The sequence below is a fragment of the Bacillus sp. H1a genome, from assembly GCF_000633475.1.
In the GTDB taxonomy this organism is placed as follows: domain Bacteria; phylum Bacillota; class Bacilli; order Bacillales; family Bacillaceae_G; genus Bacillus_A; species Bacillus_A paramycoides.
Genome location: NZ_AYMH01000042.1, coordinates 132,051 through 156,833, shown reverse-complemented (window position 1 = coordinate 156,833; position 24,783 = coordinate 132,051). Strand labels below are relative to the sequence as shown.

Sequence of the window (24,783 nt, the reverse complement as noted above, 5' to 3'; positions counted from 1 at the left end):
CCAACTTCACTTATTGTAAAGTTGGATTTTGGTTTAGTTTAAAATTGTAACTTTAACCGTTCTTCTGCCCCAATTATTAGCTGTTGCTGAATCTGGCATTAATAAATCGATAATATGACCTTTAATCGCACTACCAGTATCTCCAGCAATCGCTGTTCCATATCCTTCTACATATACAGTAGAACCTAACGGTATAACAGCTGGATCTACAGCAATTAATTTCATGTTTGGATTTGCAGTTAAATCATGTCCTAACTTAGATTTTACAGTTTCACCCGATTTATAGCCATTTTCAGATGGATCAGCTGTATACGCAGTTGCTGTTACATAAAATTCTTTTCCACCTTGAGCTGGTTTAGTGTCTGGCTTAGATTCTGGTGCTGTATTTTTTGCTACAGGCTCTGCCGGCTTAGCTGTCTGTTCCTCTTTTTGCTTAGCTGCTGCCTTCGCTTTTGCTAACTCTTCTTGCTCAGCCTTTGCAGCTGCTTCAGCTTTTGCACGCTCTTCTGCTGCAATTCTTGCTGCTTCTTGTTCACGAGCAATTGTTTCTTGTACTGCTTTCATATTTGCTTCAACTTTTGCTTTTTCTTCTGCTGCTAAATTAATTTGATTTGCAATCTCATTATATTTAGCTTGAACTGTTTGCAAGTTATCTTGACGCTTTTTCAAGTTATCTTGCAAATCAGCTTGTGCTTTTGCTAATTTTTGCTTATCTACTACTAAAGATGCTTCTTTTTCGTCGATTGCTTTTTTATCTTCTTCAATTTGACGAAGATCTTGTTCTTGTAGACGTAAAATTTCTTTATCTGCATCTAAAATGGTAGATACTGCATTCATACGTTGTATGAAATCAGCAAAGTTTTTTGATTCCACAACAACTTCTACTACTAAACTCGTATTTGAGCTATTTTGAACAGAAACCATACGTTTTTTCATAATATCCTTACGAGCAAGGACTTTATCTTCTAAAACGACAATATCTGCTTTTTTTTGTTCAATCTGCTTATGTGTTTCATCGATTTTACGTTGAATAGCAGCTTGATCCTCTTTATTTTCTGCAATTGTATTATTTAAATTATGTAGTTCATTTTCGATACCTTGAATTTCTTTACTAACAGCTTGCTTCTCTTGCTCTTTCTTCTGCATATCTGCATCGTTTTGCTGCAATTGCTGTTGCATGTTGTTAAGTTTCTCGTCGTTTGACTCTGCTTTTACAGCGACTGTACTAGAAAGACCGATAATTCCTGCTAATACAAGACTACTGATTCGCTTAAAATAGTTCATAATCCGACTCCCTTCTTATACAGTTATACATGATTTATTTTACAGTTTGTTTACAAAACCATTAAATACAGTTTATTTTTCATGACAAAAAAAGGGAATTGCGAATAAAATGTAATAGATTCTTAAATATTTAACAATTACTATATTTAAAAATTATAAAAAATGCTAAAATCCAAATATAGAGAAATTAAAAATCTTAAAGGCGGTTGAATGAAATAAAATGTTTACTCAAAAGAAATCACTCCAACATAAAATCGATCAACTAGAAACTCGTATACATGAACTAGAAACAGAATTAAAACAAAAAGATGTGGAAAAACAAGAAATTATATCTTCTATCCATAATCGTGTACAAAGCGTTATGCAAGAGCATGAACTTGTAAATAACCAACACCATACACTCCAAAACTTAATTCAACAATTAAATGCATGCTTTGAGAATGTTTCGACTCGTACTACACATTCCAATGAATTAAACAATGAAATGCTACAAAAAGAACAAAACTTAATTCAATCTATTGAAGAAATTATTGATTGCTCTAATGAGGGAAAGGAATCCGTTCATCGCTTACTCATTGTAATTAATAAATTAGGTGAACAATCTCAACGCACTTCTAATAGTATGAATCATTTAAGCGAACGCTCTAAAGAAATTGAACAAATAGTAGAAGTAATTCAAAACATTGCAGCACAAACAAATTTATTAGCGTTAAATGCAAGTATTGAAGCTGCACGTGCTGGAGAGCATGGGAAAGGATTCGCTGTTGTTGCCAATGAAGTAAGAAAACTAGCAGAAAGCACAGCGGAGAGTACAAAAAATATTGGCAACTTAACGAAAAAAATTCAAGAAGAAATTGAAAAAGCGTACGAAAATACAAAAGATAATTTACATTTAGTTGATGAAGGTGTGGAAATGAGCGCCGATACTAACGCTAGAATTGAAAATATTTTAATGATGATTCAAACATTACAAAGTGGCGCTACAAATGTTATTAAAGCTATCGAGAACCAAAAATCTTGTAATGATGATATATTACGAGAATTTGCAAATACACAACAAATGTTCCAAAAGTTAAATACTACTATTATGAACCACATTCATGATGCCGAAAAAGTCGATGTCCAATTATCGAAAAGTATTCAAGAAATAGTAGTTTCTCAGTAATGTTAAAAATCTCCTATAACGTAAGGGGATTTCTATTATATTTTGAATATTATTTTCTTCTCAATATTCGTCCTCTCTTTTGTTATAATAAAACAGTTGTTTCTTTCGACTAATAAACAAGGAGGATGTTATGGAACAATTTTATTACATTTTGAAATATTTAATTCTTGGTCTGTTCCAAGGACTAACAGAACCAATTCCGATTTCTTCAAGCGGTCACCTCGTTTTAGCACAAAATTTGCTAGGACTAGAAATAGAAGGGTTTAGCTTTGAGCTACTTGTTAATTCAGCTTCATTATTAGCTGTATTACTTATTTATAGAAATGACTTAGTTCGTCTAACAAAAAATGGTCTATCTTATATATTTACAAGAGTAGAAGATGCAAAATCAGATTTCTTCTTTATTATTTACCTTATTATTGCAACCATTCCAGCAGGTGTAATTGGCGTTTTATTCAAAGATTATATCGATCAGTACTTAAAAGGCGTTAAAATGGTTGGGATTTCTCTCCTCATTACTGCTATCGGCCTTTGGATTATTAGAAACTTGCGTGGACGTAAAAATGATGGCGATCTTTCTATGAAAGATGCAATCATTGTCGGTCTAGCACAAGCTTGCGCACTAATTCCTGGCATAAGCCGCTCTGGTGCTACAATCGTAGCAGCAATGTTACTTGGTATGAAGCAAGAAACCGCTCTTCGCTTCTCATTCTTACTATATATTCCTGTTAGCTTAGGTGGTTTATTGCTAAGTATTACAGATATTGCAAAAGATCCAAATTTAGATACATTATTTGTACCTTATCTTGTTGCGTTCATCGCGACATTTATCATGACATATATTTCATTAAAATGGTTTATGAACATTATGGCAAAAGGCAATTTAAAATATTTCTCTTTCTACTGTATTATCGTAGGTGTACTCACTATCATTTTCTTATAAAGTGAAACATAATACTCTTTAAAGCAGGTCATTCTACTAAAATAGGATGACTTGCTTTTTATATTCCAATCTAAAATTACTTTCATTATTTACTTTGAATTTTCTGAATAGTATAATTTTAATTATCCTCACTACTTTCCCTTACATGTATAAAGAAAATTAAAGTTCTCTCTTCTATCTTGTTTTTTATTATTATCGAAAAAGAGGTGTTCGTATGTTTATTGTTACTAAACTTATTCATATTAAATATGGCTATGAAAATGAAATATTTCATTCGCTTAGACAGCATTATCCATCGTCTGGCACACAAGGTTTTATTAACATAGAATTTTCGCACGTGCATCGTACAGATGCTGGCGCTGAATATATGGTTCGTATGTTATGGAAAACACAACAAGATTATCATGAGTGGCTGCCTCAAAGAAAGAGCGGTGAAACGTGGAAGCACCAAGTGCAAAATTATATCCTTTCTTCAAAATCCAATGCTTCCTATATGAAATAGAAAACCTCTTACTGCCCCCATACAGTAAGAGGTTTCTCCTTATGCATAAACTTTCTTTTCCTGACAATACAAGCGAATAACATGTGTATTTTTTTGAAATAAATCATGTGTTAAGCGAATAATAATAAAGTTTCGTTTTGTATTATCATCATGGACAAAAATCTGTTCCCCCTCCTGAAAACGCCATGCGCTTTCAAAAGTCGTAATATGATCCCCACTTATAGAAAAAAGCTCATATTGTATATCATGTACCCTCTCTCAACTTATATTATCATAATATATTATATTAAATTTAATTATAACTTAATATGAGTTTAATTTGTAATTTTTTCTATTTTAACTTTGTTACAAACTCCTTTTAGCGCTATAATGATAGACGGATTTTAATTGAAAGGAGTTTCATTTTGACGACATATTTATTCCCAATCAAAACAGCATTTATTTTATTTCCTATTTTAGCAATGTTTCTCTTAATCCCTTTTTTAATATTTAATTATCGAAAATACGGTTACTTAAATAAATGGCGCTCATTTATTTTATACTCTTTATTACTCTATTTATTAAATGCCTATTTTCTTGTTATTTTACCATTACCACAAACGTATGATACTTGTAGCCTACAACCGGCCAATACACAACATATGCAGCTCTCACCATTTTATTTCGTACAAGAGATTCGTAATCATACGTCGGTAATTTTAACGAAACCAACTACTTATTTCTATTTATTAAAAGAATCTGCATTCTTGCAAGTAGCTTTTAATGTTCTACTAACAGTTCCATTCGGTATTTACTTACGTTATTATTTCCGCCGTAGTTTCCTACAGACAATTTGCATCTCTTTTTGTCTTTCACTATTTTTTGAAATAACACAAGTAACTGGATTATATGGTATATATAATTGTGCATATCGCTTATTCGATATCGACGACCTGTTTTTAAACACATTAGGAGGATTAATTGGTTTTATTATTGCACCAATATTTACTTACTACCTTCCTAAAGCAAGTGAATTAGATAGTTATATTAATCTGGAAACGAAACCAGTCGGATTCGTTCGTCGTCTCATCGCTATGCAAATTGATTGGATTTTCTTATCTATCGTTGTGCCTGTCATTAAAAACAAAGGAAACTCTCTCTTTATTTCTAGTATTCAATCTTACACAAATATATACGAACTTATTTTCATTACATGTTCGATCTTTATTTACTTTATTATCATTCCATACTTTACGAACGGAAAAACGATTGGAAAAGCTTTGCTTCGTATTTACATTAAAGGAAAAACGGAGCGTATTACAATGAAAGAACTATTCATTCGTTACGGTATTTTCTACTTTGTTTTAGGTGGGATTAATTATGTTCTTTCTAGCAGCTCTATTTTAAACCGCACAGAACCTTTAATATTAATGGTTATATTACTATTCTTATTCGTAATTAACGGTCTATTTATTATTCATGTTTTATTGCATGTATTTAGCCGTGATAAATTACTATTTTACGAGCGTATTAGTCATACAAGAAATGCAATTACACCTGAAAAAGCTGACAAATAATTATTTGTCAGCTTTTTTCATAATCGTGAATAACTTTTCTGCATAAGGATTTAAAAACATTCCCGTTTCGTCTACTGACTTTCTCACCTTTAAAAACGAATGAAATTCTGGATATATATACTGTAATTGTTCATACGTTAATGTATGCATTTTCCCCCAATGTGGGCGCCCTTCATACTTTCGAAAGATTTGCTCCATCTCACCAAAATAAGCGGCATACTTCATACCTTTATACATATGAACAGCAATATATGCTGAATCCCTTCCGTACGCTGGGCTGAGCCATATATCATCACCATGCACATAGCGACATTCAATTGGGAAATGCACTTTATACTTTTTCTTTTCAATAAGATTTGAAATCTCTTCGACAGCAGCCCTCATATACTTTGAAGGGACACTATACTCCATTTCATAAAAAGGAACTGTACGCGATGTAGCAAACACTTCATAGCTTGGTCCAATTATTTTTGTATTAGGTACAGCCTTGGCTGATAATTGACTTACTCCTTTACTAATAGAAGGAAACCACTTACACCCTTTAGATAGTAAAGAAAAGATCCTATTCTCAAGTAGTTCCACCTTAAGTTTATGCCACTTCAAATCAGTTCCTTTACTCGTTGTTTCATTTGTAAGTTTCACTTGAACTTCATCTGAATAAGGAAAAACGAAAAATTCAAAATGACGATTTCGTTTATATTCTTCCAGTTTATCCATTACTACAGAAAAAGACTGTTTTTCACTTTTGTAAACAAGTGAGTACGCTGGAATAACTTTCAATTTAACCTTCACAATGATACCGAGCATTCCAAGTGATAACTGGAACGCTTTCCAATATTCATAGTTCTCTCCTTCAGAGCAAACAATACTCTCCCCTGTAGACAAAACTGCTGTAATTTCTAACACTTGTGTTGATAAACTTCCAAATGTAGCACCGGTCCCATGAGTTCCTGTACTAATTGCCCCTGCAATAGATTGCGAATCAATGTCCCCTAAGTTCTCTTGCCCATAACCTTTCTCCTCAAGTAATTTTCCTAAATCATGTAGTTTTGTTCCCGCCCACACTTCTACTGTCATCTTCTCCGAATCCACATTCGTAATCCCACTCAATTCATCTAAAGAAATTAAAATTTCTTCTGTTTGAACGAGGGGTGTAAAAGAATGTCCTGAACCAACAACCCGGATTTTCTTCCCCTTTTCTTGTGCAAATCTCACCACTTCTACTACATCTTGTATACTTTCAGGATACATCGTATAATGCGGAGTTCCTTCTACATTACCTGTCCAATTTTTCCATTTTTGTCCCTTTACAGAAAGCATTGGTTATCCCCCCGATATGTTGAATACTCTCCAACAATTTCCCCTTGTTTAATACGATACAAAACAGGAAAGCGCTCACATAATTCCCCAGCCTTACTATGGCGAAGCAATATAGTATCTCCTATATACAATTGTTCGTCACCGTTGTAATAAACCGGCGTTTGCACTTCACCAGCACCTTCTAACGCTAATAACTTTGCACCATCTGGTTTCCAAACCTCAGGCTCTTTATCCTTACCAACTACACCTGAAGCAATATACCCTCCACCTAGGCAAGTATAAATATACCGATCAGGTTTACGTACAACTTGTAAAGCAAATCCAACGGCTGGCTGAAATTTTACTTCTTTATAATAATCAAACAGTTTGGGCGAATAAAAAGCAGAGCCTACAGTAATCTCCGTAACTGAGTTATCTTGCTCGGTTGATTTTATACTTCCGGTTCCTCCTCCATTTACAAACCTTAGTTCAACACCAAGATTTTGTATTTCTTTTACGATATTTCCTCTTCTTTTATTAATTTCTAGTACTGATTTCCTCTTTAAATACGAAATAAGTTGATTTTGAAGCCATTGTTTTGGCATATCATCTCCGACCCCAGCGATTTGAGCTTCATAGCCCATTACACCATCTAATATTAAATATGGTGATGCCTTCACCTTTTCTACTATTTTCAAAGCATTCTGGACATCTTTTACCGGAGATCTTCTTACACCAAAATGAAGTCGAAAAAAACGACTACTCATATCAATATCTAAACAAACTCGAAAACACCCACTAGACTTCTCAGCAATTTTTTCTAAATAAACAATATGTTCTTCGCAATCCACCATACAAGTAATAATAAAGCCTTGCTTTGTAAGTAGACTAATTTCATATAAAGCCCTTTCATTATAAGCAGGATACCCTAGCAATAAATCATTAAATCCTTGTTCAATTAAAAATAAAGCTTCTCTAGGTGAAAAGCACATAATACCTTGAAAACAATCATTTGTAGCTAAAATCTTTTTCATAATTGAAATAGAACGTAATGATTTACTCGCTATACGAATCTTTTTATAACCACTTAACTTAATAATAGATTGAATATTTCTCTCTAAAGCCACTTCATCTAAAAATGCACACGGTAATGGAAGCTCTTTAAAAATACTCCTATCCACATCTTTCTCTCCTCTTCTATATATGTCTTATACATATTGGAAAGAAAGATTGATTTTCCTGTTTTCAAATAAAAAAAGTTTCTTCTTCACGAAGAAACTTTTTTGACTACTTCATAGAAATAGTCGCCTCTACTGGATAATGATCAGAGTAATCATTATACGTATATTTTTGGAACCATGATGTAACAGACCATTCTGGAGACTTTGGCTGCAACACTTTATTTTCTATACGTACTGGATTTGCATGGTCTTTACTAGAAACAATGTAATCTAAATATTCTGCTGGAGCATCTGGGAAATTATACTTTGCAATACTATTTGTCGTTGCATCCCAAGTTGCTGTATGTCCTGCATAAGATGGTACAGACGCATGTAATGTTTTAAACATAGATGCATACTCTGAATTGCTATTATTCTCAGCATTTATTTTATTCACATTCATATCGCCACCAATTAACACATACTCATTATTCGGTATATTTTTATTCTTAATAAACTCTTGAACTTCTTGTAGCTGTTTTGTACGTACAGATGCTGGCGAAGTTTTTCCACACATACTATCTTCAGCTTGTAAATGCGTCCCAATTACATGAACGAAACGATCATTTTTCTTAACTTTTGTGTATACGAATCCTTTATTTGATAAGTTATCTGGTCCGCATCCTTTTTCAAACACATATTGAATCTTTTCAACGATCGGCCATTTACTTACAATAGCTACACCGCCATCTTCAGGGGTCGAAGATGAATAGTTTCCTAACGTTTTATCCCATTCGTTTCCATTACTACGACCTAATACCGCTGTTTGGTTTGGATATTCTTTCTTTAAATTCCCTAACAAACGATCTGAAGCGCTATTATCAAATACTTCATTTAATATAACAACATCTTGATTTTTCATATAATCCGCTGCCCCAATTAAATCAGCACGCTGGCTTTGTCCCCAGTTCGGATATAAATTCGTTGATAACATGTATACATTATGAGTCATCACTTTTAATGTATCATTTTGATTTGTAGACATTTCCGCTTGAGCAGAAGATCCGCTATATAAAGCTCCTAGGCCAATCCCAAAGCTAAGTACACCTTTTAGCAACTTACTTTTCACGCCTCATAACCTCCATGTACTGTATATTGATAAAAAGGCCAAATACTCTATTCGGAGATTTGACCTTTTTCAAATACTTAACGATTTCCGTACGTATCAAACCAAAGCTGGATGTATCCAGCAGTAACACGTTGTGCATCCATTAATCGCTTACCTGTCATTGGTGTAACTTCAGCGCGCCATTTATCTGCATACTCTTGTGATACAGCTGCTTTCACGAACCAATCTTTCGTATTATCATTTACAATGCCAGCGTAATCTTGTTTCGCAACTACTGCCGCTCCATGAATCCAATCTTCTGGATTCGTACCTTTCCAATTCCAATATCCATTTCCATCCGTTACTTTATAATTATCTTTTATCGTATCTACAAAGTTTTCATATTTAGAATGGAACCCTTGTGGATACGAAAGATTTGTAAAGTTTGCCGCGTGCATCGGTTGATTTACATCTCCTAAATAATGAAGAGATAACCCTAAATAGAAGAATGCTTGTTTCATATCTTTATTTTTGTATGAATCACCAGCTAGTTTAAAATATTTAGCTCCAGTTTCCTTTGCCTGCTTTGCAAATGGAATATACGTTTTCCCATTGTCAGGATCATAGAAGTGTGAAGCAAATGTGCTATTATCATAATAAGGATTTTCATAGTCAGCAGCATAAATACCGTTCTCTAACTCCGTACGCCATTCATTTAATAGTGCAACTCGATCTTGTTTTACAAGTGTTGTATTACGAGACATAATATCAATTGCACGGTTTACAATCCATAAATGAGAGTTTACGCCTTCTTTATGTTTATCTTCAGCAGACCAGCGCGGAATAACCCCTACTCTCTGCCCTCCATCGTTTTCATGAGCAAACGCAACACTTTGTAACGGAGCTACTAATGTAATAGCTGCTGCTAAAGCAAGTACTTTCTTTTTCATATAAAATCCTCCATTTTATAATTAAGATATTTTAAATATTTTGTTAGGATCCTATGATGTCGTCCGGTTAACCTATGACTAGAATATCCCACCTTTCACAAAAATTCTATTACTAAATTAAAATATGCAAATGTTCATATCGTTATAACTTTATACATAGTGAATATAATGAATGAATGCACTTACATTGTAATAAAGTATTGTTAAGCTATTGCAAATACTTGTCTAAACTAATGTAAAAAAAGAGTAAAGCAATTACATGCTTTACTCTTTTTTTCTATTCGATAATATACTTGGTAGTTGCACATTAACTGCCAACTTATGAATAAATCCAAATACTAATCCGATTCCTATAAATATGTATAGTATCGTAAATATCTTTCCAAAATCAGTTTGAGGACTAAAATTCCCATCACCGACAGTTGTCAATGTCACAACACTAAAATATAAAGCATCAAGAGGACGTAATCCTTCAACCGTGCTATAAAAGATTGTACCCGATATTAAAGTCAAAATTGTTAATACGAATAACACTTGAAATTCTTTATCTTTCCACGCTCGTAAGCAGGCTCTTAGCATCCGTTTCAATGTTAACACAAATGAAAGCATTGGACTCCCCCTTCCAAACAAGAATACCTTTAGTTAAAGGAAAGTCTATCACCTTTCAGTGTATAAAAAAAGTAGCCCTTTTCTATTTCTAGAAAAGGGCTACTTTCTTCTTTTATATATTATTTAGGTGAAACAAGAATTTTCACTTGTGTTTTATCTTTTACAAGTGCTTCAAATCCTTCTTCAACAACTTGGTCCACTGTAATTTTTTTCGTAATTAATTTCTCTGCTTGAACTTGGCCAGAGCTAATTAATTTAATAACAGATGGGAAAATATGACGATATCCAAGAATACCAATAACTTCTTTTTCTTTTAACACAAGGTTGTTCGGAGTAATTGTCGCATCTTTTTCCCACACACTAACAATTACAGTTTGACCTTCAAAGCTTGTACTTTCAATTGCTTGACGAAGTACAACTTCAACACCTGTTACTTCAAAGCTAACATTAACACCTAAACCATTTGTTAAGTTACGAATTTCTGCTAGTACATCTTGAGTTGCTGGGTTTAATACGTAATCAGCACCTGCTAATTTAGCTAGCTCTTGACGTTCTTTAGAAAGTTCCACTGCGATAACAGGAGTTGCCCCTGCTGCTTTTGCTGCTTGGATTACAAGAAGCCCGATTGGACCACAACCAAATACCGCTACAGCTTCTCCTTCTTTTAATTTACTTTGACGTACTGCATGAACTGCTACTGCTGCTGGTTCTACAAGCGCACCTTGTTCATACGTCATTTCATCTGGAATATGATGAACCATATCTTCTGGTACTACTGTATATTCAGAGAAACCACCGCCGTCTCCACCAAGACCGTGGAAAACAAGTTGTTCACAAACATTGTAATGTCCATGTTTACAAGCTTCACATTTACCACAAGAATAAATTGGTTCTACAACAACGCGGTCTCCCACTTTATGAGATGTAACTCCTTCACCAATTTCTACTACCTCACCACTAAACTCATGACCTAAAATAACCGGTGCTTTCACATGTGTTAATGGATGTTCTTCTGTTGGAATAAAAATAGGTCCTGCTAAATATTCATGCAAGTCTGTTCCACAAATACCACACCATTTAACTTTAATTTTAACTGCTCCTGGTCTTATAGTTGGTTCTGGTACTTCTTCTACTCGTACATCACGTTGATTATGCCAAAGTAATGCTTTCATTTTATACATCCCTCTCTATGTATATACTTAACCTAGTGAAGTTTACAAATCTATTATAATACTTCCATCCATATATTTCAAAAAAACAATCTCATTTCCACTAATTTTTAACAAATAACGTTCAATATTTTGTCACTTTGTACTTTTTTCCACATCTGTCAATTCAATTTCATTGCAGTTGAAATTAGCATTATGCCATAATAGCATAGGAGAGGTGAATATCGCTTGAAATATTTTATTTACTTTATTGTTATCGTAGCGTTTTTAGATACATTTTCACAATTACCTATTATGAGTACTTTCGCTCAAAGTCTTGGAGGAACCCCTCTTATTATCGGACTAGTTGTCGGTATGTACTCATTCGCTAATATGATTGGTAATATTATTGCTGGAGCTGCCGTCGATAAATTTGGTGCAAAAAAAATACTTTATATAAGCATGGGATTTACGAGTTTCATAGTCTTGTTATACACCGTTGTTCAAAGTGGTGAACAACTATTAGTTGTGCGCTTTATGCACGGTTTTAGTGACGGATTTTTAATTCCTGCTGCCTTTACATTTTTGTCAAAACAAACGAATTCAGCACGACAAGGAAAAGCTATGGCTCTGTCTGGTGCTGCTGTTGGAACAGCGGCAATCGTAGGACCTGCTTTCAGTGGCATTATGAAAGCAACTGCTGGCATAGAATGGGTTTTCATTACCATTTCTATTTTAATGGCCCTTGGTACAATCGTATCTCTATTCTTCTTACCAAATAACGTATCAAGAAAAGATACATCAAGAACTCAAATGATGAACAAAGAAGATATGATCGAACTATTGAAATCAGAACCATTATTACAAGCATATATTGGTGCTTTCACACTAATGTTTTCACAAGGAATTGTCACGTATATGTTACCAGTAAAAGTTGAGGCATTAGCACTTAAAGCATCTACAACAGGCATGATGTTAAGTGTATTCGGAATTACTGCTATCCTCTTCTTCTTACTTCCAACAAATCGGATTTACGATCGATTCAATCGTTCAAAACTAATGTTAATTGGGATTACAGTAATGGCATTAGCATTATCTTTACTCGGATTATTTACAACAAAAGGCATGCTCTTTATCGTTATGATGATCTATGGAATTGGATTCGCTATCCTCTTCCCATCTATTAATGCTTTACTTGTTGAAAATACAACAGATGATAATCGCGGGAAAGCATTCGGATTGTTTTATGCATTCTTCTCGTTAGGAGTTGTTGCTGGCTCCTTTACAGTCGGAGCAATCGGCGCATCCCCTAGTGCAAGCTTCGTTATCGGGACGGCATTCTTATTAACATTTGCCGGAATGATTTATGTAAGAAGCAAAGTAAAAAAGACAATGATGGGATAACTCCATCATTGTCTTTTTTTTAATGCATATTGATATGACCCGTAATATAACAGAAGAGTTGGGATAATGCCAATTAATTTAAATACAAAAGGCAACGATACTTCGACAATTTCCTCGGAAATATTTCCTTTCCCCACATAATTTGATACACTGCACATGGATAAACAGTTGTATTACATAAACTAAAATAATAACTTAATGTACAAAAATAAAAGCACACTCTTCATATGAAGAATGTGCTTTTATTTTATTAACGTCTAATCCAAACAGCCCCTGCTGATTTATCCTCTGCTTGTCCAACAACTTGGAATTTAAGTCCAAGGTTTGGAACTTTGCGTCCTGCATCAGCAATTTGTTTGTTACTATACACTTTAGAATCATCAAAAGTTGTAACACCTTGTAATCCGGCATAATTAAACTGCCCGCGTGTTAATGAATTTACATTCCATGCCGGCGTTTGATCAAATGAAAATGCAGCATCTGCAATTTGAATTCCAGTATTACCGTATGCTGGTTTCCCGCTTAAATTTCCAACAATCGCTTCTGGATGAGAATCTACAACACCAAGGAACCCTTCACCTGGATGTATCCCAACCCAGTTATCTTTGAAACTATCATCTGCATACCAAACGACAAGACCTGTATTATACACCGGACCTCTTCCCGCTTTTAATCCATTATCTGATCCAGCATAGTTTCTCCACTCTAGATAATAATAATGTGGCTTCTGTTCTGTCCCATCAGAAACAACGAATCCATTTAACTTCATTTTAGACTGTCCTTCTGCGTCATCTGAAAATACTACTTGTCCATCAACTGTTACATTTACATTATCCATTGCGAAACCTTTATATGTTAAAGCTGGATCTGTAATATAGTCGAATTGTAGTTTAACTTTCTTCCCTTTAAATTGACTTAAATCGTATGATTTATCAATCCATTTGCCATCTGTTGTATCTTTATCTTCTTGGACTACCTTTTCTCCCAATCTATCAATTAATGTTTTCGTTCCATCTTCAGTTACAGCATGTACTTCAATGAAATCACACTCTGCTTCCAGTTCATAATTTGCTTTATAATCAAATTTCGCATTTATTCCCTTCGTTAAATCAAAGAATGGTGTTTCTAACGTTGTATGAATATCATCGCCTCTTGTACTATAGTATGCATGCTTTCCAAATCCAGGCTTAATTGTTTCAATACTCTTACCTGGTAAGTTGACACGTACGACCCCCGGACGATTTGATTTAGTAACACTTTGATCAATATATGTAGGAACTCCTACACCACTCTTAATTTTATCGTAATCTACTTCTAAAATTTTTGCCCAGTTTCCACCCATATTCTTTTGTAAGAAGTCTTTATTTTGTGGTGAAAAACTAGTTGGCTCTGTCCCTGCGATTTTCCCTGTCCAACTACCTCCACTCATTAATGACCAAGCTTCGACAGGTGATCCAGTTCCAGTATACTTCGTATCATACTCATCTGGTAAACCAAGGTCATGTCCAAATTCATGTGCAAACACACCTACTGCACCATCTTCTGGTTCGATTGTGTAATCATGAGCCGCTACTTTTCCACCCCAATAAGGTACTTTAGATGTTGTTCCTTCAATCGCTACTGGATCTCTTGCTAATTTTGAACGATGTGACCAAATTGCATCATCGCCTAATTTACCACCGCCAGCTTCTTGACCAACACCAGCATGAATTACCATTAAATGATCAATTACACCGTCCGGTTCATTAAGATTGCCATCGCCATTTGTATCATAACGGTCGAACTGATCAAATTGTGATAAATCTAATCCTTTATCCGCTGCAGCTTTTAATGCTTCTTTCACTAAATCACGCGCACCTTTTGGTCCTTTATTATCGTGACCACTACTACCATCAGCACCGTAATCAGCAGCTTTACCTGGAACAGTTAACCACTCTGTTACATATCCATCTGTCTTATAACTACCACCAGACTGTTCTTCATAATATTGCTTAAATGTTTTTACTTTCGAACCATCAAATAATGTGTAAGGCTCATTACCAAATAACATTTTTTGATAATGTTCTCTACTAAAATCTTTCGAATACATATAACCCGGCGTTTGCTCAATATTATTATGTTTATAATCACTAAACTCAACGAGTAACACTAGCACTTTATCCGTACGAATAGGTCCATTATATGGGGCTTGTTTCGCCTTAGAAGTTGGAACTTTCCCATCTAATTGTTTTTTATTTGGCTCTGGCTTTTGCTCAGGGCTAATATTTTTTTCAGCTTTCTTTACCTTCTCCTTTTCTTCCATCTTTTTCTCTTTTACCTTTTTTACGAAATCCGATGCTTCTTTAGCAGTATCCTCTGGAAGAATTTCTTTATTGGCCTGATCCCCTTGTTTCTTTTCAATATATTGCTCTACAGCTTTTTTCGTCTCTTCTTTAGAAGATGCTGGATTAATTGTTCCTCTTTCTTTCAGCGCTTCCGCTAAACGATCTTCTTGAATTAAATTGTAATCAATTGGTGTTGTAGACACATTTTCTTTTGATTTAGCTGGTGTTTCTGCGTATGCTAATGGCGCACTCATTACAGCTGTGCATCCGATGATTGCCGCAATTGCTAATGATGACAACACTTTAAATGGAGCTTTTCTTTTCATCCTATATCTCTCCTTTTATAAAACTTAAAATTCAGATAAATAAGTGCATTTAAATCGAAATCCCTACTTTCTGCCCTCCCTATATAAAAAGGCATAATTCTATAAACGTTAAACCTTCTGTTATAGAATCATGCCCTCCAGTTTTCTGGTCAGACTCTCTATCCTTTTATCCCGCTATTTGCGGGCAGTAAGACTCCCACCTCAAAATTCGGCGAATGCGAGGAAGTTAGGTGGGAGATAACTGCCCGTAAAACCCCCACTGATTAAAGTTTCACTTTATATCGAAATATGAAAAATAAAGAGTGATTTGTTATATATTAAATAGCTTATATAACAAATTTAAAAGGCAATATGCACAATTGCATGAAAATTCTTTTAAATAAAAAAAAAACCCAAGTTATTTAAACTTGGGTTCTCCATTTCTTATTATTGCCCTTGTGTTTTCTCCCAATCAGCTAAGAATTTCTCAATTCCTTGATCTGTTAATGGGTGCTTCACTAATGAAGCAATTACGTTTGCTGGGATTGTTGCAATATGTGCACCATTTAATGCTGCGTCAGTTACGTGAACGCTGTGACGTACAGATGCTGCAATGATTTCTGTTTCAATACCGTGAATTGCAAAGATTTCTGCGATTTGGCGAATTAAGTCCATACCGTTATGACCGATATCATCTAAACGACCTAAGAACGGTGAAACGTATGTCGCACCAGCACGAGCTGCAAGTAATGCTTGAACTGCTGAGAATACTAATGTAACGTTTGTACGAATTCCTAAATCAGAGAATGCTTTTACTGCTTTTAAACCTTCTGTTGTCATTGGAACTTTTACAACAACGTTTGGAGCAATTTTCGCTAATTCTTTTCCTTCTTCGATCATTTTATCAGCTTCTAAGCTAATTACTTCTGCACTTACAGGACCTTCTATAAAGCTGCAAATTTCACGAATACGCTCATGGAAATCTACGCCCTCTTTTGCTACAAGTGATGGGTTTGTCGTTACTCCAGCTACTACGCCTAATGCATTTGCCTCTTTAATTTCGTTAACGTTTGCTGTATCAATAAAGAATTTCATTTGTTATTCTTCCTTCCTAATTTTCATTTTATATTTATTTATTTTTTCTTAATAAGCTCTAATTCAATCGGAATAAATTTGTCCACCTTTTTCCCTTGTGTTATCTCTTTTGCTGTTTCCATCGCCTTCTCTCCGATTAATTCCGGTTTTTGAGCGACTGTTGCTGCCATGCGTCCATCTTTAACCGCTTTCACAGCATCGTCTGTTGCATCAAATCCAACAACGACTACGTCCGTTTTACCAGCAGATTTTAATGCCTCAAGTGCACCTAATGCCATCTCATCGTTATGAGCAAATACTGCTTTTATATCGCTATTTGCTTGCAAAATATTTTCCATAACAGATAATCCTTTTGCACGATCGAAATCAGCTGCTTGTTTTGCTACTACTTTTAAAGACTTATCAGCTACGTTATGGAATCCTTTCCCTCTCTCACGAGCTGCAGACGATCCAGGGATTCCTTCTAACTCAGCGACGTTTGTTCCTTCACCAACTAATTCCCGAATGTAATCACTAGCCATTTGACCACCTTCTATATTGTTGGAAGCAATGTGAGAAACAACTTTACCTGAATTCGCAACTCGGTCTACTGTAATAACAGGAACATTCGCTGCATTGGCTGCACTTACCGCTGAAGCAACGGCATCTGAATCAGTTGGATTAATAACAACTACATCGACACCTTTTTGAATTAAATCTTCAACATCGTTTGTTTGCTTCGCTGCATCATTTTGTGCATCAACAGCGATTAATTCAATGCCGCTATCTTTCGCTTTCTTTTCTGCCCCTTTTTTCAACGTGACGAAAAATGGATTATTTAAAGTTGAAACAGAAAATCCAACTTTAATAGTTTTATTTCGACCTTTATCGCTAGAATCCTTTGCCCATTCTGGTGGTTCCATTGAACAACCAGCAGTAACTACCATGATGCATGCAACGAGTATCAGTAACCATTTTTTCATGAATTGCCCCTCCATTACGCTTCTTTTCGACGATCAATTAGTACAGCTAGTAAGATTACAAGTCCTTTTACAACTTGTTGGAAGAAAGAAGATACACCTAATAAATTTAAACCGTTATTTAGTACACCAATAATAAGTACACCGATGAATGTACCAACAATCCATCCTCTTCCACCTGAAAGACTCGTTCCTCCTAACACAACTGCTGCAATTGCATCTAATTCGTAAGAAGTACCAGCAGTCGGCTGTGCAGAATCTAGTCTTGATGTTAAGACAATACCTGCAAGCGCTGCCAAAATTCCGGAAAGACCGTAAATCATTACTTTAATTCTCGTAACATTAATACCTGATAAAGCTGCCGCTTCTTCATTTCCGCCAATCGCAAACGTACGGCGACCAAACGTTGTTTTCTTTAAAATAAAGTACAGTACTGCAAAAGCGATCATCATTGTAACGGCTGGCACAGGAATACCAAGGAAATAACCACGGCCAAACATTTGGAACATTAAATGATCACCAAGCCCAGTGATCGGACGTCCGTCCATGTAAACAAGCGTCAACCCGCGAAAAATGGTCATTGTTGCTAAAGTTGCAATAAAAGGAGCTACTTTTCCCTTCGCAATAATGATACCGTTTACAATCCCCATTACAAGACCTGCTAATAATCCAACTGCCATTGCAAGGAACGGATCCATGCCACTTGCCATCATTCCGGCAACAAGTGCACTTGATAATGCTAAAATAGAACCTACCGATAAGTCAATACCCCCTGTTAAAATAACGAAGGTCATTCCAAATGCAATGAGTGCATTAATCGATACTTGGCGCAGTATATTAAATAAATTTGGAATTTCAATAAATGCTGGATTTAAAGCTGTAATTACTACGATAATCAACACTAAACCGATTAAAGAACCGAGTTGTTGTAATACATTCCCCTTCTTAGCCATATCTTACTCTCCCCCTGTAGCTAGTGACATAATAGACTCTTGTGATGCCTGATCTTTCTCTAAAATACCACCGATTTTTCCTTCATGAATGACAAGAACACGATCACTCATTCCTAAAACTTCTGGAAGCTCAGACGATACCATAATAACGGCATCTCCCTGCTCGGTAAGCTTATTCATAATAGAGTAAATTTCTTTTTTAGCCCCAACATCTACACCTCTCGTTGGTTCATCTAAAATGAGTAACTGCGGATGAATACCTAGCCATTTTGCAATTACAATCTTTTGCTGATTTCCACCAGAAAGAGATTTTACAGCTTGCCCTCCGTTTGCTGCTTTCACCTTAAGAAGCTTCATCATATCCTCTGTAAATTGCTGTTCTAAACCTTTATTAACAACGCTTCCCTTTGAAAGACTCTCTAAATTTGGTAAAGCTAAATTTTCACGAATCGAAAAATCTAACACAAGCCCTTCGGATTTTCTATCCTCTGTAATAAAAGCAATTCGTTGCCTAATCGCATCTATTGGGCTATCAATTTTCACTTCTTGTCCATTCATAAAAATTTGTCCTGAATCAAGCGGTTCATATCCAAATATCGCTTTCATAATATCCGTACGGCCAGCTCCCATCAAGCCAGCAACACCAAGGATTTCACCTTTTCTAACTTGAAACGAAACATTTTCAAATTTCCCCTTTTTCGTTCCGTTACGCATTTCAAAAATCACTTCACCAATTTGGCTATTTCGCTCTGGATAACGTTCACCAATACTGCGGCCTACCATCATGCTAACTACTTCATCAAATGACGTTTCTGAAATTAATCTCTTCCCTACATATTCTCCATCACGCAAAATCGTAATGGCATCACATATTGAAAAAATTTCTTCCATCCGGTGTGAGATATAAACGAATGAAACGCCCTCTTTACGTAATTTATTAATAACAGTAAACAGCGTTTCAATTTCGCGATCTGTTAATGCAGCTGTAGGTTCATCCATAATAATAACGCTTGCATTTGTCATTAATGCTTTAGCAATTTCAATAATTTGCTGTTGTCCAACTGATAATTCACCTGCTAGCATAGCGCCTCTCACATGTAGACCAAGATTTGCTAATTGCTGCTGGGCAATCGCATTCATTTGACGCGTACGTAATATTCCTGTTCTCCCATACATTAACTCTTTTCCAAGAAACATATTTTCAGCTACCGTCAAGTTCGGTAATATGTTCAACTCTTGATGGATAAATGCAATACCGTACTCTTCTGCTTCTTTTGCATTTTTAAAAGTTCGTTCTTTCCCATCAATCGTGACGGTTCCACTGTCTTTTTTATATACACCTGTTAAAATCTTCATGAGCGTCGATTTCCCCGCTCCGTTTTCCCCCATCAATGCATGGACTTCTCCTGTTTCAATCATAAACTGTGCGTTTTTTAAAACAGGATTACCATTGAACGCTTTTGAAATATTTTTCATTTCAATATGCATTCTCATCACATCCCTTTATTAAAAAATCACTCCTGCATGTAAAATAACATTCGCATAAGGCGTTGCTTCTCCTGTACGAATAATCGCCTTCGCTCTCTTTGTATGCTCTTTAAATTCCTTATGAGACACATATTCAAATGCTGGCTCTGTTAATCGCATTTCAACTTCTTTATTTACCTCTGCATTATTCATAATGACTTCTTCTGCTAACGTCACTTTTTCAATTACCATATCATCAGCAACAACTTGTACTACGTCTAAAAAGCTAGGCTTTCCAATTTCGACTGCTAAATCAATTCGTTTTACTCCATCAGGAATAGGTAACCCACAATCAGCAATTACAATCGTATCTGTATGCCCAAGTGTAGCAAGGACTGCCGCGATTTCACTATTTAATACACCATGCTTTTTCATCCGACAATCACCTGCACTTCACGTACTCTAGCTCTCGTTGGCATACCGCCCTGTGCCCCAAGTTTCGTTACAGAAAGACCACCAGCAATATTTGCAAAACGAATAGCCTTTTGAAGTGTTTCTCCTTCAGAAAGCGCAACTGCTAACGCACCGTTAAATGTATCACCAGCTCCAGTCGTATCTACTACATCTACAGCAATACTTGGAACTTGAACAACTTCCGTTCCGTTATGGAATCGAACACCGTTAGCCCCTTCAGTCATCAATAACTTATTTGGATATTTCGCAAGTAACTCTTCAATTGGTGATGTGAAATCATTTAATACGATGCGACATTCATGTTCATTCGGCGTAATATAAGTTGCTTTTTCTAAAATATCTTCTGATAAAACTTGTGCTGGAGCCGGATTCAACAAAACTGGAATTTTATGCTCCTCACAAATAGCCAGAACATATTTTACTGTTTCAAGTGGAATCTCTAGTTGAAGAACAACCATATCAGCTTTGACAAGAAGGTCTTTTGAACGATCTACAATTGACTCATCTACAAGAGCATTTGCTCCTTGTACGACCACAATACTGTTATCCTCTTCTGCTAAAACGATATGAGCGATTCCTGTCGTTCTATCTGTAACCGGTACCACATAGTCGATAAAAACTCGTTCGTTCTCTAAGTTTTTTCTAACTACTGTTCCGTAATCATCATTTCCTACTGCGCCAACCATTGCTACATTTGCTCCTAATCTAGCTGCAGCAACTGCTTGGTTAGCCCCTTTTCCTCCTGGGATAGTATGAAACGCTTCACCAATTACTGTTTCTCCTGCTTTCGGACGTATTTTTGAAACAGCCACTAAGTCCATTGAGATACTACCTACTACTGCAATATTTGGCATTTGTTTCGTCTCCTTACTTTGTTGTATTTCGTTCTATAATTTCAATCGGTAAACGATAGTGTTTCTCTTCTAATAAATTCCCTTCCATCTGCTCTAACAACAACTCTGTTGCCATTTTCCCCATTTCATAAATTGGTTGGGCAACAGTCGTAATAGATGGATACATCATTTCTGTTAAAGAAATCCCATCGAATCCGATAATTTGTAAATCGTCTGGAATAGAAATCCCCTTTTGAAGTGCAGCCTTTACGATGCCAATTGCAATTAAATCATTCCCAGCAACAATTCCATCAATATGCGGGCATTCTTCTAATAATTCCATCGCTACCCGTTCACTATTAGCTGGATCGAATGTACTCTCTGCAATCATATAAGAAAGATTATTTTGCGTAATAACGTCTACAAAACCTTCAAAACGTTCATTAGCTGTACTCACATCGCGCGGTCCGCGAATATGTGCAATATGTTTACATCCTTTATCTATTAATAACTTTGTCGCAGCCTGACTCCCTGCGTAGTTGTCTGCATATACAGTAGGAATGCGCTCATTAAACATACGGTCAATCGCAACAACTGGAACAGACAAATTCATGTAATTAACACTATTTTGTGGATTCGTTGCCACAATAAACCCATCCACATTATTTTGTCTAAGTACATCGATATATTGTTTCTCTTTTTCTAAACTTTCATCAGAATTACAAAGGACAACTGTGTACCCTTGCTTATGTGCTACATCTTCTACGGCACGTGCAACTTCTGGAAAAAATGGATTCACGATATTTGGAACAACTAGGCCAATTAAACGAGATTTTTTATTATATAAAGAACGTGCTACTGTACTAGGCTTATAATCTAGCATTTTAATTGCTCGCTCTACTTTCTTCAATGTATCCTCATGAACATATCCATTTTTATTTAACACTCTGGAAACGGTCGCAACAGATACCCCTGCTAATTTTGCAACGTCTTTAATCGTACTCATTCTCTTTTCTCCTCATTTCATGTAACCGTTTACAGAAAATAATATAACGTATTTATAAAAATACGTCAATCATTTCTCATAAAAAAGCTTTTAAGGTTATACTCAAAAAAGCACCGCCATAAGGCGATGCTTTTTCATTACGAATATGATGCAGTTCGTTCTTTCTCTTCCACAGCAGGCTCTTCAGCACCTTTTTTACGATCAGACAGTTTAATCTTCTGTAAGAAAATCGTGAAGATGGCACCTACTACGATAAATACTAATCCTGTTAAGAATACAGTATGAAGTGAGTCTACTAAAGAACTTTTCAAAATTGGTACGATGCTATTAGAAAATGCTTCTGGCATTTGTTTTAATGCTTCTGGATTAAAGAGCATCGAATATAAGCCTTGTGGGTCTGTATGAATCATATCTTTAAATTTTGTTACCATTTGTCCCGCTTCTTTAGGGAACGTATCTAATACAGGTACTAATTTATTTGTTAATGTTGTACCTGAAGTGTTATTCATAATTGATCCTAAAATTGTAATACCGAATGTTCCACCGATTTGACGGAAGAACTGACTTGATGATGTTACTACACCAAGATCTTTTTTCGGGAAGCTTTCTTGTAACGCCAATGTTAGTGTTGGCATAACAAGACCCATTCCTAAACCGATAACCATCATATAAGAAGTAGCGGTAAGCTTAGTTGTGTGCATATCCATCGTTGTTAATAACCAGAATCCACCAGCCATAACAAGCATTCCTGTAATAATTTGTGGTTTCACACCAACTTTTAATACAAGTTGACCACCGATAATACTCATAACGATCATTGTAATCATCATCGGTGTCATAATAGTTCCTGATTCAGCAGCACTAACGCCTACAATTCCTTGCATGAAGAACGGTACGAACATAATAGCGCCAAACATTCCGATACTCATAAAGAATCCAATCGCATTTAGTAATGTAAATGTACGATTTTTAAAGAAATGCATCGGTAAGATTGGTTCTGCTGCTTTTGTTTCAACGATAATAAAGCTAACGATACCAATTAGAGCTAATGCAAATAACCCGATAATTTGCCAAGAATCCCACGCATAATCTTTCCCGCCAAACGTTAACGCAAGTAATAAACTTACAACACCGAGAATCATCGTAAAGATTCCAGCGATATCAATTTTAATTGGTCCCGTTTGTTTATGTGATTTTAGTCCCATTGCGATAAAGATTGTCGCTAAAATACCAACCGGTAAGTTAATGTAGAACACCCATCTCCAGTTCACTGCGTCTACAATCCAACCACCAACTTGTGGTCCAATTACAGAAGCAAGACCGTATAGAGCTCCAAAAATACCTTGCCATTTAGCACGTTCTTTTCCCGTGAACATATCTCCGATAATAATCATAGCCATTGGCATCATAATACCGCCACCAAGACCTTGAATACCACGGAAAATAATTAATTCTGTCATACCATTTGCCATACCACATAACGCTGAACCAATCATGAAAATAACTAGCCCTGTTATATATACGTTACGACGCCCAAGTAAGTCCGCTAATTTACCTGCAATTGGTACGACTGTCGTTGATGTTAACATGTAAGCCGTTGTTAGCCATGTCATTAAGCTTAATCCGCCAAGTTCACCGACAATACGTGGCATTGCTGTACCAACGATTGTTCCGTCTAACGCAGCAAATAGCATCGCGATTACTAAACCGATTAACAACAACTTTCTATTTTGATTTTCTTGTTGCTCCATGTAATCTCCTCAATTCCTCTTAGTTTTTCTCTTTTTTCTCTGGTGACCCGCAAATAATTGTTTCTAGCTTTTCAAAGAGGCGTAACAAATCTTCTCGTTCTTGTAATTCTAATTGTGAGAAATATTTTGCGATATGCTCATTACGAGCCGCCATAGCCTCTTCTACTGTAGCTTTCCCCTTTTTCGTTAGCTCAATGACAACAACGCGGCGATCATTATTGTCGTGATAGCGCTCTACTAACCCATGATCAATTAAACGATCAATCATTACTGTAATTGCGCTTGGTTTTACGTACATTTTCTCCGCTAATTGTGTCGCTCTTGAGGCTCCGTAATGATCTAAAATCTTCAAGATATAAAACTGTGGTGGTGTAAGTCCTGATGCTTGCATTTGTTCCAGTAGCTCTGTTTGCATTTTCTTTCCTATAGCAAATGTAAGAGCTTGAATTTTATCAATATGAGTCATATCATTTGGCATGTTATCCACC

Annotated in this window: 23 protein-coding genes; 5 read left to right on the top strand and 18 right to left on the bottom strand. The window is 35.7% G+C overall.

The window, feature by feature from the left end; genetic code table 11:
• Window positions 1-33: 33 nt before the first annotated feature.
• Window positions 34-1,284, bottom strand: coding sequence for a 3D domain-containing protein (locus U860_RS0119630; protein ID WP_025149839.1), 1,251 nt, complete (start codon window positions 1,282-1,284; stop codon window positions 34-36).
• Window positions 1,285-1,504: 220 nt separating this feature from the next.
• Between U860_RS0119630 and U860_RS0119625 the strand changes: the two genes are divergently transcribed.
• The 3 genes from U860_RS0119625 (at window position 1,505) to U860_RS0119615 (ending at window position 3,894) form a co-directional block, all read left to right on the top strand.
• Entirely contained in the window at window positions 1,505-2,449 is a 945-nt protein-coding gene (locus U860_RS0119625) for a methyl-accepting chemotaxis protein (protein ID WP_025149838.1), read from the top strand.
• A 130-nt stretch (window positions 2,450-2,579) separates the two neighbouring features.
• Window positions 2,580-3,392 carry an undecaprenyl-diphosphate phosphatase gene (locus tag U860_RS0119620; protein WP_025149837.1) on the top strand — a complete coding sequence of 271 codons (813 nt, stop codon included), beginning with the start codon at window positions 2,580-2,582 and terminating at the stop codon, window positions 3,390-3,392.
• A 214-nt stretch (window positions 3,393-3,606) separates the two neighbouring features.
• Window positions 3,607-3,894: a hypothetical protein gene (locus U860_RS0119615; RefSeq protein ID WP_002174895.1), complete on the top strand. Its 288-nt coding sequence runs from the start codon at window positions 3,607-3,609 to the stop codon at window positions 3,892-3,894.
• A 39-nt stretch (window positions 3,895-3,933) separates the two neighbouring features.
• On the opposite strand, the gene U860_RS33795 is transcribed toward U860_RS0119615, so the two are convergent.
• Window positions 3,934-4,137, bottom strand: coding sequence for a hypothetical protein (locus tag U860_RS33795; protein ID WP_002174894.1), 204 nt, complete (start codon window positions 4,135-4,137; stop codon window positions 3,934-3,936).
• A 161-nt stretch (window positions 4,138-4,298) separates the two neighbouring features.
• On the opposite strand from U860_RS33795, the gene U860_RS0119610 reads away from it, so the two are divergent.
• Window positions 4,299-5,450, top strand: coding sequence for a VanZ family protein (locus U860_RS0119610; RefSeq protein ID WP_025149836.1), 1,152 nt, complete (start codon window positions 4,299-4,301; stop codon window positions 5,448-5,450).
• On the opposite strand, the gene U860_RS0119605 is transcribed toward U860_RS0119610, so the two are convergent.
• The 6 genes from U860_RS0119605 to bdhA all read right to left on the bottom strand — a co-directional run bounded on the left by U860_RS0119605 (window position 5,451) and on the right by bdhA (window position 11,748).
• Window positions 5,451-6,770 carry a D-arabinono-1,4-lactone oxidase gene (locus U860_RS0119605; RefSeq protein WP_025149835.1) on the bottom strand — a complete coding sequence of 440 codons (1,320 nt, stop codon included), beginning with the start codon at window positions 6,768-6,770 and terminating at the stop codon, window positions 5,451-5,453.
• Window positions 6,758-7,930: an amino acid deaminase/aldolase gene (locus U860_RS0119600; protein ID WP_025149834.1), complete on the bottom strand. Its 1,173-nt coding sequence runs from the start codon at window positions 7,928-7,930 to the stop codon at window positions 6,758-6,760. The genes U860_RS0119605 and U860_RS0119600 overlap by 13 nt, the downstream gene beginning before the upstream one ends.
• A gap of 106 nt (window positions 7,931-8,036) precedes the next feature.
• Window positions 8,037-9,038 carry a sphingomyelin phosphodiesterase gene (sph, locus tag U860_RS0119595; RefSeq protein WP_025149833.1) on the bottom strand — a complete coding sequence of 334 codons (1,002 nt, stop codon included), beginning with the start codon at window positions 9,036-9,038 and terminating at the stop codon, window positions 8,037-8,039.
• Between the two features lie 77 nt (window positions 9,039-9,115).
• Window positions 9,116-9,967: a phospholipase CerA gene (cerA, locus tag U860_RS0119590; RefSeq protein WP_025149832.1), complete on the bottom strand. Its 852-nt coding sequence runs from the start codon at window positions 9,965-9,967 to the stop codon at window positions 9,116-9,118.
• A 264-nt stretch (window positions 9,968-10,231) separates the two neighbouring features.
• Window positions 10,232-10,576, bottom strand: coding sequence for a potassium channel family protein (locus tag U860_RS0119585; RefSeq protein ID WP_025149831.1), 345 nt, complete (start codon window positions 10,574-10,576; stop codon window positions 10,232-10,234).
• A 119-nt stretch (window positions 10,577-10,695) separates the two neighbouring features.
• On the bottom strand, window positions 10,696-11,748 hold the full coding sequence (gene bdhA / locus U860_RS0119580) for a (R,R)-butanediol dehydrogenase (protein ID WP_025149830.1): 1,053 nt from the start codon (window positions 11,746-11,748) through the stop codon (window positions 10,696-10,698).
• 225 nt (window positions 11,749-11,973) lie between these two features.
• On the opposite strand from bdhA, the gene U860_RS0119575 reads away from it, so the two are divergent.
• Window positions 11,974-13,128: an MFS transporter gene (locus tag U860_RS0119575; RefSeq protein WP_025149829.1), complete on the top strand. Its 1,155-nt coding sequence runs from the start codon at window positions 11,974-11,976 to the stop codon at window positions 13,126-13,128.
• A gap of 250 nt (window positions 13,129-13,378) precedes the next feature.
• Here U860_RS0119575 and inhA2 read toward each other — a convergent pair whose 3' ends face one another.
• The 10 genes from inhA2 to U860_RS0119525 all read right to left on the bottom strand — a co-directional run bounded on the left by inhA2 (window position 13,379) and on the right by U860_RS0119525 (window position 24,773).
• Window positions 13,379-15,778 carry a M6 family metalloprotease immune inhibitor InhA2 gene (gene inhA2, locus U860_RS0119570; protein WP_025149828.1) on the bottom strand — a complete coding sequence of 800 codons (2,400 nt, stop codon included), beginning with the start codon at window positions 15,776-15,778 and terminating at the stop codon, window positions 13,379-13,381.
• 426 nt (window positions 15,779-16,204) lie between these two features.
• Complete coding sequence (fsa, locus tag U860_RS0119565) at window positions 16,205-16,852, bottom strand: fructose-6-phosphate aldolase (RefSeq protein ID WP_025149827.1); 648 nt, start codon at window positions 16,850-16,852, stop codon at window positions 16,205-16,207.
• Window positions 16,853-16,890: 38 nt separating this feature from the next.
• Complete coding sequence (rbsB, locus tag U860_RS0119560) at window positions 16,891-17,814, bottom strand: ribose ABC transporter substrate-binding protein RbsB (RefSeq protein ID WP_025149826.1); 924 nt, start codon at window positions 17,812-17,814, stop codon at window positions 16,891-16,893.
• Window positions 17,815-17,828: 14 nt separating this feature from the next.
• On the bottom strand, window positions 17,829-18,764 hold the full coding sequence (rbsC, locus tag U860_RS0119555) for a ribose ABC transporter permease (RefSeq protein WP_001074641.1): 936 nt from the start codon (window positions 18,762-18,764) through the stop codon (window positions 17,829-17,831).
• A gap of 3 nt (window positions 18,765-18,767) precedes the next feature.
• Complete coding sequence (rbsA, locus tag U860_RS0119550) at window positions 18,768-20,252, bottom strand: ribose ABC transporter ATP-binding protein RbsA (protein ID WP_025149825.1); 1,485 nt, start codon at window positions 20,250-20,252, stop codon at window positions 18,768-18,770.
• An 18-nt stretch (window positions 20,253-20,270) separates the two neighbouring features.
• Window positions 20,271-20,666, bottom strand: coding sequence for a D-ribose pyranase (gene rbsD, locus U860_RS0119545; RefSeq protein ID WP_025149824.1), 396 nt, complete (start codon window positions 20,664-20,666; stop codon window positions 20,271-20,273).
• Window positions 20,663-21,559: a ribokinase gene (gene rbsK, locus U860_RS0119540; protein WP_025149823.1), complete on the bottom strand. Its 897-nt coding sequence runs from the start codon at window positions 21,557-21,559 to the stop codon at window positions 20,663-20,665. Before rbsK ends, rbsD begins: the two co-directional genes overlap by 4 nt.
• A 13-nt stretch (window positions 21,560-21,572) precedes the next feature.
• The gene (gene rbsR, locus U860_RS0119535) at window positions 21,573-22,544 is read right to left on the bottom strand and encodes a ribose operon transcriptional repressor RbsR (RefSeq protein ID WP_025149822.1); all 972 of its coding nucleotides are present in this window, start codon (window positions 22,542-22,544) and stop codon (window positions 21,573-21,575) included.
• Window positions 22,545-22,681: 137 nt separating this feature from the next.
• Complete coding sequence (locus U860_RS0119530) at window positions 22,682-24,295, bottom strand: MDR family MFS transporter (RefSeq protein WP_025149821.1); 1,614 nt, start codon at window positions 24,293-24,295, stop codon at window positions 22,682-22,684.
• A gap of 19 nt (window positions 24,296-24,314) precedes the next feature.
• Window positions 24,315-24,773 (bottom strand): MarR family transcriptional regulator, encoded by a 459-nt coding sequence (locus U860_RS0119525; RefSeq protein WP_025149820.1) that lies wholly within the window; start codon window positions 24,771-24,773, stop codon window positions 24,315-24,317.
• Between the last annotated feature and the right edge of the window lie 10 nt (window positions 24,774-24,783).

Coding starts and splice junctions, on each gene's coding strand:
- U860_RS0119630 (WP_025149839.1), bottom strand. CDS start 1,284: ATGAACTATTTTAAGCGAATCAGTAGTCTTGTATTAGCAGGAATTATC.
- U860_RS0119625 (WP_025149838.1), top strand. CDS start 1,505: ATGTTTACTCAAAAGAAATCACTCCAACATAAAATCGATCAACTAGAA.
- U860_RS0119620 (WP_025149837.1), top strand. CDS start 2,580: ATGGAACAATTTTATTACATTTTGAAATATTTAATTCTTGGTCTGTTC.
- U860_RS0119615 (WP_002174895.1), top strand. CDS start 3,607: ATGTTTATTGTTACTAAACTTATTCATATTAAATATGGCTATGAAAAT.
- U860_RS0119605 (WP_025149835.1), bottom strand. CDS start 6,770: ATGCTTTCTGTAAAGGGACAAAAATGGAAAAATTGGACAGGTAATGTA.
- cerA (WP_025149832.1), bottom strand. CDS start 9,967: ATGAAAAAGAAAGTACTTGCTTTAGCAGCAGCTATTACATTAGTAGCT.
- U860_RS0119585 (WP_025149831.1), bottom strand. CDS start 10,576: ATGCTTTCATTTGTGTTAACATTGAAACGGATGCTAAGAGCCTGCTTA.
- bdhA (WP_025149830.1), bottom strand. CDS start 11,748: ATGAAAGCATTACTTTGGCATAATCAACGTGATGTACGAGTAGAAGAA.
- inhA2 (WP_025149828.1), bottom strand. CDS start 15,778: ATGAAAAGAAAAGCTCCATTTAAAGTGTTGTCATCATTAGCAATTGCG.
- fsa (WP_025149827.1), bottom strand. CDS start 16,852: ATGAAATTCTTTATTGATACAGCAAACGTTAACGAAATTAAAGAGGCA.
- rbsB (WP_025149826.1), bottom strand. CDS start 17,814: ATGAAAAAATGGTTACTGATACTCGTTGCATGCATCATGGTAGTTACT.
- rbsC (WP_001074641.1), bottom strand. CDS start 18,764: ATGGCTAAGAAGGGGAATGTATTACAACAACTCGGTTCTTTAATCGGT.
- rbsA (WP_025149825.1), bottom strand. CDS start 20,252: ATGCATATTGAAATGAAAAATATTTCAAAAGCGTTCAATGGTAATCCT.
- rbsD (WP_025149824.1), bottom strand. CDS start 20,666: ATGAAAAAGCATGGTGTATTAAATAGTGAAATCGCGGCAGTCCTTGCT.
- rbsK (WP_025149823.1), bottom strand. CDS start 21,559: ATGCCAAATATTGCAGTAGTAGGTAGTATCTCAATGGACTTAGTGGCT.
- rbsR (WP_025149822.1), bottom strand. CDS start 22,544: ATGAGTACGATTAAAGACGTTGCAAAATTAGCAGGGGTATCTGTTGCG.
- U860_RS0119530 (WP_025149821.1), bottom strand. CDS start 24,295: ATGGAGCAACAAGAAAATCAAAATAGAAAGTTGTTGTTAATCGGTTTA.
- U860_RS0119525 (WP_025149820.1), bottom strand. CDS start 24,773: ATGCCAAATGATATGACTCATATTGATAAAATTCAAGCTCTTACATTT.